Origin of the sequence: Paenibacillus sp. N3/727 (assembly GCF_022637315.1) — a bacterium.
Classification (GTDB): Bacteria; Bacillota; Bacilli; order Paenibacillales; family Paenibacillaceae; genus Paenibacillus_AQ; species Paenibacillus_AQ uliginis.
On sequence record NZ_CP093336.1, the window covers coordinates 1,685,001 to 1,698,493 of the forward strand.

At 46.9% G+C, this 13,493-nt stretch carries 11 protein-coding genes, 11 tRNA genes and 2 rRNA genes (1 of these 24 only partly in view); 22 read left to right on the forward strand and 2 right to left on the reverse strand.

Features of this window, described 5'->3' with window-relative positions; all coding sequences use genetic code 11:
* From MNQ98_RS07495 to yajC, 21 genes are all read left to right on the forward strand, one after another.
* Nucleotides 1-1,676 (forward strand): 23S ribosomal RNA (locus MNQ98_RS07495); it begins 1,251 nt to the left of the window's first position.
* A 185-nt stretch (nucleotides 1,677-1,861) separates the two neighbouring features.
* Nucleotides 1,862-1,978: ribosomal RNA gene (gene rrf / locus MNQ98_RS07500) — 5S ribosomal RNA — on the forward strand.
* Between the two features lie 10 nt (nucleotides 1,979-1,988).
* Nucleotides 1,989-2,064: transfer RNA gene (locus MNQ98_RS07505), tRNA-Asn, on the forward strand.
* Between the two features lie 4 nt (nucleotides 2,065-2,068).
* A tRNA-Ser gene (locus MNQ98_RS07510) sits at nucleotides 2,069-2,160 on the forward strand.
* Nucleotides 2,161-2,178: 18 nt separating this feature from the next.
* Nucleotides 2,179-2,253, forward strand: a tRNA-Glu gene (locus MNQ98_RS07515).
* 48 nt (nucleotides 2,254-2,301) lie between these two features.
* A tRNA-Val gene (locus MNQ98_RS07520) sits at nucleotides 2,302-2,377 on the forward strand.
* Nucleotides 2,378-2,397: 20 nt separating this feature from the next.
* Nucleotides 2,398-2,474, forward strand: a tRNA-Met gene (locus MNQ98_RS07525).
* A gap of 34 nt (nucleotides 2,475-2,508) precedes the next feature.
* Nucleotides 2,509-2,585: transfer RNA gene (locus MNQ98_RS07530), tRNA-Asp, on the forward strand.
* A 39-nt stretch (nucleotides 2,586-2,624) separates the two neighbouring features.
* A tRNA-Lys gene (locus tag MNQ98_RS07535) sits at nucleotides 2,625-2,700 on the forward strand.
* 36 nt (nucleotides 2,701-2,736) lie between these two features.
* Nucleotides 2,737-2,811 (forward strand) — tRNA-Gly (locus MNQ98_RS07540).
* Nucleotides 2,812-2,817: 6 nt separating this feature from the next.
* A tRNA-Arg gene (locus tag MNQ98_RS07545) sits at nucleotides 2,818-2,894 on the forward strand.
* Nucleotides 2,895-2,958: 64 nt separating this feature from the next.
* Nucleotides 2,959-3,038, forward strand: a tRNA-Leu gene (locus MNQ98_RS07550).
* A gap of 76 nt (nucleotides 3,039-3,114) precedes the next feature.
* Nucleotides 3,115-3,188: transfer RNA gene (locus MNQ98_RS07555), tRNA-Pro, on the forward strand.
* A gap of 164 nt (nucleotides 3,189-3,352) precedes the next feature.
* Nucleotides 3,353-4,054 (forward strand): BofC C-terminal domain-containing protein, encoded by a 702-nt coding sequence (locus MNQ98_RS07560; RefSeq protein WP_241932626.1) that lies wholly within the window; start codon nucleotides 3,353-3,355, stop codon nucleotides 4,052-4,054.
* Nucleotides 4,055-4,245: 191 nt separating this feature from the next.
* Complete coding sequence (gene ruvC, locus MNQ98_RS07565) at nucleotides 4,246-4,749, forward strand: crossover junction endodeoxyribonuclease RuvC (protein WP_241932627.1); 504 nt, start codon at nucleotides 4,246-4,248, stop codon at nucleotides 4,747-4,749.
* Nucleotides 4,746-5,357 carry a Holliday junction branch migration protein RuvA gene (ruvA, locus tag MNQ98_RS07570; RefSeq protein WP_241932628.1) on the forward strand — a complete coding sequence of 204 codons (612 nt, stop codon included), beginning with the start codon at nucleotides 4,746-4,748 and terminating at the stop codon, nucleotides 5,355-5,357. Before ruvC ends, ruvA begins: the two co-directional genes overlap by 4 nt.
* A gap of 31 nt (nucleotides 5,358-5,388) precedes the next feature.
* Complete coding sequence (ruvB, locus tag MNQ98_RS07575; RefSeq protein ID WP_241932629.1) at nucleotides 5,389-6,393, forward strand: Holliday junction branch migration DNA helicase RuvB; 1,005 nt, start codon at nucleotides 5,389-5,391, stop codon at nucleotides 6,391-6,393.
* Nucleotides 6,394-6,481: 88 nt separating this feature from the next.
* Nucleotides 6,482-8,590, forward strand: coding sequence for a SpoIID/LytB domain-containing protein (locus MNQ98_RS07580; protein ID WP_241932630.1), 2,109 nt, complete (start codon nucleotides 6,482-6,484; stop codon nucleotides 8,588-8,590).
* Nucleotides 8,591-8,595: 5 nt separating this feature from the next.
* A complete protein-coding gene (queA, locus tag MNQ98_RS07585) occupies nucleotides 8,596-9,627 on the forward strand; it encodes a tRNA preQ1(34) S-adenosylmethionine ribosyltransferase-isomerase QueA (protein WP_241932631.1) in 1,032 nt (343 codons plus the stop codon).
* Between the two features lie 18 nt (nucleotides 9,628-9,645).
* A complete protein-coding gene (gene tgt, locus MNQ98_RS07590) occupies nucleotides 9,646-10,785 on the forward strand; it encodes a tRNA guanosine(34) transglycosylase Tgt (protein ID WP_241932632.1) in 1,140 nt (379 codons plus the stop codon).
* A 42-nt stretch (nucleotides 10,786-10,827) separates the two neighbouring features.
* Nucleotides 10,828-11,133 carry a preprotein translocase subunit YajC gene (gene yajC, locus MNQ98_RS07595; protein WP_241932633.1) on the forward strand — a complete coding sequence of 102 codons (306 nt, stop codon included), beginning with the start codon at nucleotides 10,828-10,830 and terminating at the stop codon, nucleotides 11,131-11,133.
* A 90-nt stretch (nucleotides 11,134-11,223) separates the two neighbouring features.
* On the opposite strand, the gene MNQ98_RS07600 is transcribed toward yajC, so the two are convergent.
* On the reverse strand, nucleotides 11,224-12,057 hold the full coding sequence (locus MNQ98_RS07600) for a phosphatase PAP2 family protein (protein WP_241932634.1): 834 nt from the start codon (nucleotides 12,055-12,057) through the stop codon (nucleotides 11,224-11,226).
* 83 nt (nucleotides 12,058-12,140) lie between these two features.
* Nucleotides 12,141-12,530 (reverse strand): TIGR04086 family membrane protein, encoded by a 390-nt coding sequence (locus MNQ98_RS07605; protein ID WP_208915274.1) that lies wholly within the window; start codon nucleotides 12,528-12,530, stop codon nucleotides 12,141-12,143.
* A gap of 226 nt (nucleotides 12,531-12,756) precedes the next feature.
* Between MNQ98_RS07605 and MNQ98_RS07610 the strand changes: the two genes are divergently transcribed.
* A complete protein-coding gene (locus tag MNQ98_RS07610) occupies nucleotides 12,757-13,473 on the forward strand; it encodes a YetF domain-containing protein (protein ID WP_241933867.1) in 717 nt (238 codons plus the stop codon).
* Nucleotides 13,474-13,493 lie beyond the last annotated feature (20 nt).

Genomic DNA, 13,493 nt, shown 5'->3' on the forward strand with positions numbered 1-13,493 from the left:
GGTTGAAGGTGTACCGTAAGGAGCGCTGGACAGCATACAAGTGAGAATGCCGGTATGAGTAACGAAAAGATCAGTGAGAATCTGATCCGCCGAAAGCCCAAGGTTTCCTGAGGAAGGTTCGTCCGCTCAGGGTAAGTCGGGACCTAAGGTGAGGCCGAAAGGCGTAATCGAAGGACAACAGGTTGAAATTCCTGTACCACCGTAAACCGTTATGAACGATGGGGTGACGCAGGAGGGTAGTGACGCGGACTGATGGATGTCCGTCCAAGCAGTGAGGCTGATGTGTAGGCAAATCCGCACATCGATAAGGCTGGGCTGTGATGGGGAGTGAAAATTATAGTAGCGAAGGTCATGATCTCACACTGCCAAGAAAAGCCTCTAGTCAGGTGAAGGTGCCCGTACCGCAAACCGACACAGGTAGGCGAGAAGAGAATTCTAAGGCGCGCGGAAGAACTCTCGTTAAGGAACTCGGCAAAATGACCCCGTAACTTCGGGAGAAGGGGTGCCCCGGTAGTGTGAATAGCACGAGGGGGCCGCAGTGAAAAGGCCCAAGCGACTGTTTAACAAAAACACAGGTCTGTGCGAAGCCGTAAGGCGAAGTATACGGGCTGACGCCTGCCCGGTGCTGGAAGGTTAAGGGGAGTGGTTAGGAGCAATCCGAAGCTATGAACCGAAGCCCCAGTAAACGGCGGCCGTAACTATAACGGTCCTAAGGTAGCGAAATTCCTTGTCAGGTAAATTCTGACCCGCACGAATGGCGTAACGATTTGGGCGCTGTCTCAACGAGAGATCCGGTGAAATTTTAATACCTGTGAAGATGCAGGTTACCCGCGACAAGACGGAAAGACCCCATGGAGCTTTACTGCAGCTTGATATTGGATTTGGGTACGATCTGTACAGGATAGGTGGGAGCCTAAGAAACAGGAGCGCAAGCTTCTGTGGAGGCGCCGTTGGGATACCACCCTGATCGTATCTAGGTTCTAACCTAGTACCGTGAACCGGTGCGGGGACAGTGTCTGGTGGGCAGTTTGACTGGGGCGGTCGCCTCCTAAAGAGTAACGGAGGCGCCCCAAGGTTCCCTCAGAATGGTTGGAAATCATTCGAAGAGTGCAAAGGCATAAGGGAGCTTGACTGCGAGACCTACAAGTCGAGCAGGGACGAAAGTCGGGCTTAGTGATCCGGTGGTACCGCATGGAAGGGCCATCGCTCAACGGATAAAAGCTACCCTGGGGATAACAGGCTTATCTCCCCCAAGAGTCCACATCGACGGGGAGGTTTGGCACCTCGATGTCGGCTCATCGCATCCTGGGGCTGAAGTAGGTCCCAAGGGTTGGGCTGTTCGCCCATTAAAGCGGTACGCGAGCTGGGTTCAGAACGTCGTGAGACAGTTCGGTCCCTATCTGTCGTGGGCGTAGGAAATTTGAGAGGAGCTGTCCTTAGTACGAGAGGACCGGGATGGACGTACCGCTGGTGCACCAGTTGTTCCGCCAGGAGCATGGCTGGGTAGCTACGTACGGAAGGGATAAGCGCTGAAAGCATCTAAGCGTGAAGCCCCCCTCAAGATGAGATTTCCCAACTAGTAAGACCCCTTGAAGACGACGAGGTAGATAGGTTGGAGGTGGAAGTGCAGCAATGCATGGAGCTGACCAATACTAATCGGTCGAGGGCTTATCCTAAAAGCTTTACGAAGTAAAGCTACTTCGGAAGCATATGCATGATTCGCAAATGATGTTTCGTATCTAGTTTTCAGGGAGTCAAGATGACTTTTCTAAATCCAAGTGGTTTAAGGAAAGCGCATATGGCTTTCAGCATTTGGCGATGCTGAAACCTGATTTATAGCATTTGAATAACAAATGCCCCGTTTGGTGGCGATAGCGGAAGGGTTCCACGCGTACCCATCCCGAACACGACCGTTAAGCCTTCCAGCGCCGATGGTACTTGGACCGAAGGGTCCCGGGAGAGTAGGACGTCGCCAAGCGGTTACATATTCCCTGATAGCTCAGTTGGTAGAGCACTCGACTGTTAATCGAGTTGTCACAGGTTCGAGTCCTGTTCGGGGAGCCATTACGGAGAGGTGTCCGAGTTGGCCGAAGGAGCACGATTGGAAATCGTGTAGGCGCCAAAAGCGTCTCGAGGGTTCGAATCCCTCTCTCTCCGCCAGCTAGGATTTATATATAAGGCCCGTTGGTCAAGGGGTTAAGACACCTCCCTTTCACGGAGGTAACAGGGGTTCGAATCCCCTACGGGTCACCACTTTCTTAAATGCTTCAGGGATGAAAATCCCATTATCCATACCAATATGGAGGCTTAGCTCAGCTGGGAGAGCATCTGCCTTACAAGCAGAGGGTCGGGGGTTCGAACCCCTCAGCCTCCACCATATATACACCTTTTTAATGACGCGGGGTGGAGCAGTTCGGTAGCTCGTCGGGCTCATAACCCGAAGGTCGTAGGTTCAAATCCTGCCCCCGCAACCAATTTTATCGCTACATAACAGCGATAGTGCCTCGTGGAACTGTGGTGTAGAGGCCTAACATGCCTGCCTGTCACGCAGGAGATCGCGGGTTCGAATCCCGTCAGTTCCGCCATTTTTTACAAGATGTTTAACCATTATTCATGCTTTGCATGAGCCATTAGCTCAGTTGGTAGAGCACCTGACTTTTAATCAGGGTGTCGAAGGTTCGAGTCCTTCATGGCTCACCATCTTTGCTTAAAATGTTTAATTGAATATGTTTTTTTGCGGACGTGGCTCAGCGGTAGAGCATCGCCTTGCCAAGGCGAGGGTCGCGGGTTCGATTCCCGTCGTCCGCTCCATGATTTGCGCCCTTAGCTCAGCTGGATAGAGCGTTTGACTACGAATCAAAAGGCCGGGAGTTCGAATCTCTCAGGGCGCGCCATTTTATTATTAGACTGATTAATAGATGGTAACATCCTCTTCCGAAGAGGTTGTTTTTATTTTAAGCCGGTGTGGCGGAATTGGCAGACGCGCGCGACTCAAAATCGTGAGGGAAACCGTGGGGGTTCGAGTCCCTTCACCGGCATATCATTTTGTTAAACAATCTTGTCATTTTGAGTATATTGATGCTATAATCTTCTTATCGTATCTATATTCTATATCGGGACGTAGCTCAGCTTGGTAGAGCACCTGGTTTGGGACCAGGGGGTCGCATGTTCAAATCGTGTCGTCCCGATTCATGAAGAATCCATTGATCAGAATTTTCTGAGCAATGGATTCTTTTCTGTTATCTCCTATCCTAAAGTCCAAGTTCTTCATGCATGACTGATGAAAAATTTTGAATAAATGGATGATGAACAGGTCAAACTATGAAAAACAATTGGACAGAAGGGGATTAATTTGAATGTTTTCCAGATGAAAAAACAATTCAGGAAACGATGGAGACGATGGAGACGGGCCATATGGACCTGTACTCTCATCTTGATCATAGGGGGCGTTGTCTGGGCTGGTCAGACTTTGCCTGATCAAATGAAAAAACTTTTAACTCAGATGACGGATGACTCACCTATTGCCTTGGAGACACTCAATTATCTACAAAACGGCGGTGATGGAGAGTCAGAGGAACAACGGGTCTTTATGCAGCAGCTGAACGACTCTCAGGAAAAAAGAATAGTACATTTACGAACTTTATATGTATGTGGTGTGGAGGAACAGATACTTGGGAGCCTTGATGCCGACAGTGTATATACACTCCTGAACAACAATCCGGCCTGGAAAGGAAGAATGGATGACAACGGTGAAGTATGGCTAGAAGAAACGGTATCCGATGACTTGTCACCGACCTGCAAGGAACAAGCTTATATGAGTGTCGATACTAATGGAAACCTGACGCTTTTTGACGGACCTCCACAAGAAGAAAAGGTGCTGAGAACCTTTTTTCAGCTGGATATCGATTCGATGGAATCGTCTTTGCCAAAAGATGTGTTAAAACAACTGCAGGATGGCATACGGATTCAAGATATCGATGAGTATAACAGCGTGCTGTCGACGTTTAGTGATTATGCAAGGGATATGGCTGAAAATGTAATGAAAGCTCATTGATACGATCTGAGCTTTTTATTGAAAGAGCTGCTAAGTGATGAATATTAGGAGACGCCTTAGGTGTCTCCTTATTTGCGTATGCAGAAAGTTTGGATGGATGGAAAGGTTCAAAGTTTTTCCTCATTTGATGCCGATCTTTTGTTATAATGGGGAGAACGATACATATGTTCGCTTCAGAGGAGAGATTAGGTTTGCGCATATTGGGAATCGACCCCGGAATCGCGATTGTCGGTTTCGGGTTTGTAGATAAGGTAGGTAGCAAGGTAACACCGGTTCAATACGGATGTATCCAGACAGAAGCACATACTCCTGAGGAAGAGCGGCTGAATCATGTATATGAAGGCATGGTACAATTGATCGATAAGTATCAACCGGAAGCGGTCGCATTTGAGAAATTGTTTTTCAACAGGAATGTTACGACGGCCATGTCCGTCTCTCAAGCGCGTGGCGTGCTTATTTTAGCTGCAGTACAGCGGGGGCTGCCTATCGCCGAATATACACCGATGCAGGTTAAGCAGGCGATTGTAGGGTACGGAAAAGCTGAAAAGAAGCAGGTACAGGAAATGGTGAGAATGTTCTTGAAGTTGCAAAGTGTTCCAAAGCCTGATGATGTGGCGGATGCACTGGCGGTAGCCATTTGCCATGCCCATTCGTATACATTGAATTCAAAGTTAAATGAGGTACTGCGAAAATGATAGATTTTTTACGGGGACAGCTTGTCCATATTGAAAATGAATATATTGTTCTAGACGTCCAGGGTGTTGGATATCGTGTATTTTGCCCGAATCCGTTCGCCTTTGCTAAAGTCGAAGGACCGATTACGGTTTTCACCCACCATCATGTGCGTGAAGATGCTATGCTGCTATTCGGCTTTCCGACAAGAGAGGAACAGAAGCTTTTCAGAAAGCTTATCGAGGTTTCGGGTATCGGTCCGCGTGTTGCCCTAGGTATTTTGGGAGGCGGATCGCCTGATCATGTCGTGTCGGCTATTTACCAGGAGAACATTTCTTTTCTCGTGAAGTTGCCGGGTATTGGTAAAAAAACAGCTCAGCGGATGATCTTAGACCTGAAGGATAAACTAGATGGTTTTGGAAGTGTTGCATACACCACGGGTCTGTTTGCGGTTAATGACATCGAGCCGGACGATAGCTCGGCATGGGCTGAAGCACGCGAGGGATTGAAGGCTCTTGGTTATACGGATGGTGAGCTGGATAAGGTATGGCTTAAAATTAAGGAAACAACAGCAGGAGAATCTGTGGATGTATTGATGAAACGGGCACTGCAGCTATTATATGCCGGTTAAGATGTCGGTTACTGAAAGGAGTTGTTGAGCAATGGATGACCGTATCATAACGGCCAACTTGATGATGGAGGATCAGGCTGTAGAACTTAGTCTGCGTCCCCGTTACTTAGCAGAGTATATTGGCCAGAACCAGGTCAAAGAAAATTTGCATATATACATTGAAGCAGCCAAAATGCGTAAAGAAGCTTTGGACCACGTGCTTTTGTACGGACCACCGGGTCTCGGAAAAACGACTCTTGCGAACATTATTGCTAATGAGCTGGGTGTCAGTCTGCGAACCACATCTGGACCTGCGATTGAACGTCCGGGAGATTTAGCAGCCCTTCTTACAAATCTACAGGAAGGGGATGTGCTGTTCATTGATGAAATTCATCGTCTGCACCGTACTGTTGAGGAGGTCATGTATCCGGCGATGGAAGATTTTGCTCTGGATATTATGATTGGGAAGGGTCCGAGTGCACGTTCCGTTCGACTTGACCTGCCGCCTTTTACGTTAATCGGTGCTACTACCCGCGCAGGACTGTTGTCTGCACCGCTCCGGGACCGCTTTGGTGTAGTAAGCCGCTTGGAATTTTACACGGTGGACGAGCTGAGTTATATCGTATCCCGGGGTGCTGATATTTTGGGAATAGAAATATTGGGGGAGGCCTCCAATGAGATTGCGCTGCGTTCAAGGGGGACACCAAGGATAGCTAACCGTCTTTTAAAGCGTGTGCGTGACTACGCACAGGTACGTGGCGATGGTATGATTACACCGGATATTGCCCAAGAAGCGCTTAAAATGCTTCAGGTGGATCCGATGGGGCTGGATTTGGTCGACCATAAGATGCTTAACGCGATGATTCGCAGCTTTCGAGGGCCGGTAGGACTCGATACGATAGCCGCTACGATTGGTGAAGAGAGCCAAACTATTGAAGACGTGTACGAACCATATCTGCTTCAGATTGGATTCCTCCAACGGACTCCAAGGGGGCGTGTCGTTACTCCAGCTGCATACAGCCATTTGGGCATTCCATATCCGGAAGACCGTCGGTAAACATGGACTTCTTTGTGGAAGCCATCATGATAATGAACGATATAAATGACTTTTCCGTCCATTCTTACAATGCAGGAGGAATTAACCAATGACAACAAAGAAATGGAATCGAAGTATCCGCACTTGGTGTGCCAAGGGTTTGTTGGCCGTCGTCGTGGCGGGGAGCGTATGGTATGCACCAGCTGCATCCGCTGCAGCACCTTCTCTGGATAACATAAGGGTGGCATTGTTTCTGGATCTTGGAAGCAAGTATAAGTCCACGACTCCAGCTGTAACCGTGGAGTCGTCGGAACCTTTTAATGCATCATTAATTACATCTGAAGGATCACAAGGATTGCTCTCGATTCCGGGGTCTCAGAAAGTTCGCTTAAGTGTGGATTCCTACCGTGTAAAAGTGCTCGAGACGAAGGATTGGAAGACCGCATCCGAGGCAGCGAAGAAATTACAGGCGACGGCAGATAAGCCGCTGCTGTTCTTATCCGAGAGTAGTAACGGAAATGTATTTCAGTTATATTCAGGTATGTATTCCAATGAACAGGCTGCTAAAGAAGCTGCTGCAAGAACGGCTAAGACAGCTGCGGCTTATTTGAATGGCCAGACTCCTGCAGTAAAAGGGTCCTTGCATCTGACAGCTGGACAATTTGATTCTGAGGCTGCAGCCGAGAAGGTCCGGAGAACTTTCGTGGATTCAGGGATCGATGCGGTAAATGTTATTGTGCCGACTGGAGGCACTGTTAAATATGCCGTGTGGGTCGGTGAGGCTGCGAACACAGCTGAATTTGCGGCGCTAAAAAGTGCAGCTCAAGCTGTTTCGGCGGTACCGCTGGATGAAGTCGGCAAAGATGCTGTTGGTCTAATGATAAGACAAGATGCAGGACTTAACCTGGCACAGGCACAGCCGGTCGCTCATTATGTGATGGCAGGCTCAGGGGCCAAGCTATGGGTAGAAGCCTCTTCAAATTCAGGTATTCAAGTGATGGAGCGCTCTGATCGAAAATATAGAGGCGCATTCGAGATCGGTACGAAGAATAGTCAACTTTATCTTGTAAATGAGCTGCCGTTCGAGCAGTATTTGTATTCCGTAGTTGGTGCAGAAGTGCCTTCCTCATGGGGGAGTGAAGCGCTGAAGGCACAAGCGGTTGCTGCACGGAGTTATGCCCTGTTCCAGGGAAACAAGTTTGAAGTGGCCCATGTGGTAGATACGACACTCAGTCAGGCTTACAGTGGAATAGGCACAGAACAAGGAAGCATCACCCAAGCTGTTGATTCGACTAAGGGCGAAGTTCTGATGAGCAATAACAAGCTTGTCGAGGCGGTGTTCTCATCCAACAGTGGAGGGATGACAGCAGATCCTTCTGAAGTATGGAACAGTGCAAATGATTTATTTGCAGCTGTAGAAAGTCCCGGTGATAAATCTTCACAGGCTGCCCTGAAACAGTGGTATCATATCCTTTTGCCAAATGGGGTCACAGGTTACGTGCGTGAAGATAACGTCAAGGAAACAGGTGCAGCAACAGCAGCTGGTCTTCGGATCATGACAGTTACTGCGAAGGATACTAACATTCGGCCGTTGCCTCTCATCCAATCCGCTGTAAAGCCGGCTGCTCAGATGAATCCGGGCGATACGGCAGTTATATTGGATAAGGTAAATGAATCGAACAGCTATGAATGGGTAAGAGGTCCCTTCACGTCTTCCGAATTGCTTCAGTCTTTGAAGGATAAGACCAGTTCGAGTCTGCCTTCATCGATTAATACGCTGGAAGTTACCCAAAGAGGACCATCGGGCCGAGCTGTACAAGTAACGGCAAACGGACAAATTCTGGATGTTAAATACCCGGATTTGTATCGGTCTGCTTTTAGCGGACTTCCGAGCACCATGTTTGATATTGAACCTACCGGAAGTTATACTGTATTGGGCGCTAACGGTGTAGCATCAACCCTTTCAGGTGGTCAAAATGTCTCTGTTGTTTCAGCTGACGGAGTACAAAATACCTCCAGCGCCGGTTCTGTTGTGATGAATGGAGACAGTAAAGCCAAAGTCATTGACAAGACGGCCGGATTCAAATTTACAGGCAAAGGCTTCGGGCACGGACTGGGTCTTTCTCAATGGGGAGCCAAGGGAATGGCCGATGAAGGGTATGATTATAAGGAGATTTTGCAACACTATTACCGCAACTCAACTATTATTAAGGACTGACCACGATGAATGTAGACTTGTATGACTTTGAATTGCCTGAACACTTAATTGCGCAAACTCCTCTGCTTGACCGCAGTTCTTCAAGGCTGCTGACCGTGAGTAAAGAAGATGGTGCGTTATCTCATCAAGTGTTCGGAGATATTGTGAATTATCTACGGCCTGGCGATACGCTGGTGCTTAACGATACTAAAGTTATTCCTGCCCGGCTGTTTGGCGCTAAGGAAGATACGGGAGCTAAGGCTGAGGTGCTTCTGCTGAAAGCACTAGGCGAGGATCGCTGGGAAGCACTCGTAAAGCCTGGAAAGAGGCTGAAAAAGGGGAGCGTCATCACGTTTGGCGAAGGTAAACTGCGCGCAATCATTGAAGAAGAGGGGGAGTTGGGCGCAAGGGTTTTGTCCTTTTCTTACGATGGAATCTTCCAGGAAATTTTAGATTCTCTTGGACAGATGCCACTGCCTCCTTACATTAAAGAGAAATTAGATGACCGTGATCGATACCAGACCGTATATGCCAAACATGAAGGCTCAGCCGCTGCTCCGACAGCGGGACTTCATTTTACGGAAGAACTGCTTGATCGTATACGAAAGCAAGGCGTCGACATCGCTTTTATAACACTTCATGTGGGTCTGGGTACTTTTCGTCCCATGTCTGTTGAACAGGTGGAAGACCATGTCATGCATGAAGAATATTATGTTCTGTCTCAGGAAACAGCTGACTTGCTGAATGAGACTAAGAGCAGAGGCGGACGAGTTATTGCTGTTGGAACAACCTCATGCAGAACATTAGAGACCGTAGGAAACCAGTGTCAGGGAGGGCTCCTGCGTGAGAGCAGTGGTTGGACGAGCATTTTTATATACCCGGGTTATGAGTTCAAAGTGGTGGATGCATTAATTACAAACTTCCATCTTCCGAAATCTACACTCGTTATGCTAGTAAGTGCTTTAGCTGGCAGGGATCATATTCTTGAAGCTTATAAGGAAGCTGTAGAACGGGAATATCGTTTCTTCAGCTTTGGAGACGCAATGTTTATTTATTAATTTCGGAGGTTTATCAAAATGGCAGCAGCTATCACCTATGAACATATCAAAACATGTAAGCAGTCGGGCGCAAGACTAGGCCGCGTACACACACCACACGGTGTAATCGAAACACCGACATTCATGCCCGTAGGAACACTGGCAACGGTTAAGACGATGAGTCCAGAAGAATTAAAGGCGATGGATGCACAGATAATTTTGAGCAATACCTACCATTTGTTCCTTCGACCAGGCCACGACATTATTAAAGAAGCAGGCGGTCTGCATAAATTTATGAACTGGGATCGTCCAATTCTGACGGACAGTGGTGGTTTTCAGGTATTTAGTTTGGCTGAGATGCGAAAAATAACTGAAGAAGGCGTTAACTTCCGCTCCCATCTGAACGGAGACAAGCTGTTTATTTCTCCAGAAGTCGCAATGGAAATTCAAAATGCACTTGGTTCAGATATTATGATGGCGTTTGATGAATGCCCTCCTTATCCGGCGGAATATGATTATGTCAAGAAATCTACGGAACGTACTTCACGGTGGGCTGAGCGCTGCTTAAAGAGCCATGCCCGTCCGCATGATCAGGGCCTGTTCGCTATCGTTCAAGGGGGCATGTATGAGGACCTGCGGCGCCAGAGCGCGCTTGATTTGACTTCCATGGATTTCCCGGGTTATGCTATTGGTGGACTTAGTGTGGGAGAATCCAAGCAGCTTATGTATGAAGTGCTGGATTACACGGTACCCCTGCTTCCGGACAATAAACCGCGTTACCTGATGGGGGTCGGCTCGCCTGATGCTTTGCTGGAAGGCTCTATCCGGGGTGTGGACATGTTCGATTGTGTGCTTCCGACGCGGATCGCACGCAACGGAACGACGATGACAAGTCAAGGCCGTCTTGTCGTTCGGAATGCCCAGTACGCCAGGGATTTTGGACCGCTTGATCCGGAGTGTGATTGCTATACATGCCGTCACTACTCTCGTGCTTATCTGCGCCATTTGATTAAGAGTGATGAAACGTTTGGTCTTCGGCTTACAACGTATCATAATCTCCATTTTCTTCTTAATCTGATGCGCAACGTGCGGCAAAGCATTATGGAAGATCGCTTGCTTGATTTCCGCGATGAGTTTTTTGAAAAATACGGCCTGCACGATAATGAAAAAGGTTTTTAAGATTAAAGCCATCATGGGAAGTCCATGAAGGGGGGGAAAGATATGTTTGAAATTGCAGCAGCACCGACACAAGGCGGCGGAATAGTGGGTTTAATTCTGCCCTTCGTATTGATGTTCGTCATCTTCTACTTTCTGCTTATCCGTCCACAGCAGAAAAAACAGAAGACTCGTAATGCTATGCTTGGCGCTTTGAAAAAAGGTGATAAGGTAGTTACAATCGGCGGTCTTCACGGCACAATCATGGAGATTACTGACGATGTAGTGGTGTTGAAAGTGAACGACGTCACGAAACTGACGTTTGATCGTAGCTCGATCAGCCACAGCGTTAATACCGATTCCGATGCATAGATGATCTCTTCCTAAAGCCCCAAGCTTTAGGTAAATCACGAAAAAGCCTGGTTCCTATTTGGAACCAGGCTTTTCTTGTTGATATAAATGCTATCCGGTCATCTTATTGTAATAAAGGGAATGAGTTGCTTTCTTGTCGGTGAGCCTTCCTAAATATATACCTACTGAGGAGGCCATCAATCCTAGAAGTGTTCCCGCAATCATATCAGACAACCAGTGAATGCCTAAGTAGAAAATACTAAATATAATGATAGCTGCACTTATGCCGGTAATGATCGCCCAACGTCTATTTCCCGAACGGAACGCCAGCACAGCCATGGTCACTGACAAAGAAGTGTGAAGGCTTGGGAAGCAGTTATCTAAACCTGATAATGGGCGATAGACCGACTCAAAGTTCGGAAATACTTCAAGCATATAAAAAGTCACGCCTGCAGGCTGATAGGACCAAGTTTCATTTACTGGAAAGAACAAGAAGAAAGGGATCGCCATCGTGTAATTAATTAGAATCGCATAACAGATAGCATAAACATGAGCTTTGTTATGTTGAATGAGGTATACCCCGATAGATCCGATAATCAGTGCCTGAAATACAAGCAGGTAAAAATAAGCAAGAACCGGTGTGAGCCATGGACTATAAAAGATTTCCTGTACATGTTTCACAAAAAAACCTTCCAATTGGAAAATCATGGGCGTGAAATCATTTGGAGATATAAAATGCTCTTGTTCGAACTGCAGCTCATATTTATTCAACATAAGAATTGCCGCCATGGCCGCAAAAAGTATGAAAAAGCGCGGGGTTGTGAAGAGTTCTCGAACAAGTGTAAAAAGTGCTTTGAACGGGTTTTGAAGAGTCCCGATCCACAGGAGCACGATCACATTAAGTGTAGTGAATAGAGTTATGGTAGTCATGGATTGATATAACAATGAAACAAAAGCCTCCTCTTTCCTAGATCATTAATGAACAATGTTACCAGTGTAACACAGTTTCGGGAAAGAGAATTAACAATTTATTTACGTAAATTTACACCAAAAATGCCACCGATGGAACCTGCAACTAAAACCGCGGCAATAAGTGTAAGATCTCCCCACGATAAAGAACTGTCTAGAGCGAGAAAACCGATAACAATTAACATAATTCCATATAACAGACCTGTGAGACAGCCATAATACCAGCCTTTGTTTCCTGCACGCTTACCACTTACAATGCCGCCAAATGCAGCGGAAACTCCATGTACGAGAAACGTGTACAGGGATAAGTCATCCTCAGAGAGATTGCTCGCCCAGAGGAGCAGTGACAGCCCCAAAGCGCCGAGAAACATCCACATGAATGAATACAGCAATCCGGAAAGAATCGGATTGTTGATCCGTAAGGAGAAAACGCGTCGGATCGGTTCCAATAAATCAGCCCCTTTACTAAACTTCAATTATTAATCATTGTATGGCCAAGCCTGCACAGTTAGTACTATCTATGAAGTTCTGTATGATTACCATTAATTAATCATGACATACCGAATGGAAAGCGGGGTCGGGGGCAGAATAGCAATACCTTGAACATGTCCAATTACCTGGGAGGGAATACAATTGACCACACATATCACACTCCTTATTTTCCGGACAATTTTAATGTACGGGATTACTTTTGTAACCTTGCGTATTATGGGAAAAAGAGAGATCGGAAAGCTATCTATTTTTGACCTGGTTATCTCCATTATGATCGCAGAAATCGCTATCTTCGTGCTTGAAGATGTAAATAAGCCGCTTATAGACGGAATCATACCTATCGCGGTACTTGTTACTATTCAGGTTGGACTTGCTTATTGGGGACTGAAGAGTCGCAAGGTGCGGCTGCTGGCAGACGGAAAGCCCAGTATTATTGTGTCCAGAGGGAAGCTGCATCGTAAAGAAATGAGCAAGTTACGTTATAACCTTGATGATTTGATGCAGCAGCTCAGGGGAAAGGATATCGCTAGTTTGGCTGACGTTGAATTTGCGATTCTCGAAACGTCTGGTCAATTGACGGTTATACCTAAAGAATCATCGAGCAGTTCAAGCAGCAGTTCCTCTTTTTCTGTTTCAGATAAATCATCAAACAACAAATTCAAGAATGTCAAGGATACGGACAGTCGGATCGAGATACCATACGGCAAAATAACATATGAGGGTCTACCGGTCCCTTTAATTATGGATGGTAAGGTTCAGGATGAAAACTTGGCACTGATCGATAAGACGAGGTTTTGGCTAAAAAATGAAATTCAAAAACATGGAGCCAGAGATTTCAAGGAAGTATTCTTGTGTTCCATGGACCATAAAGGGAGAGTGTACGTTGATCGTAACGACTAAAATTAAATGCAGCTATCCTG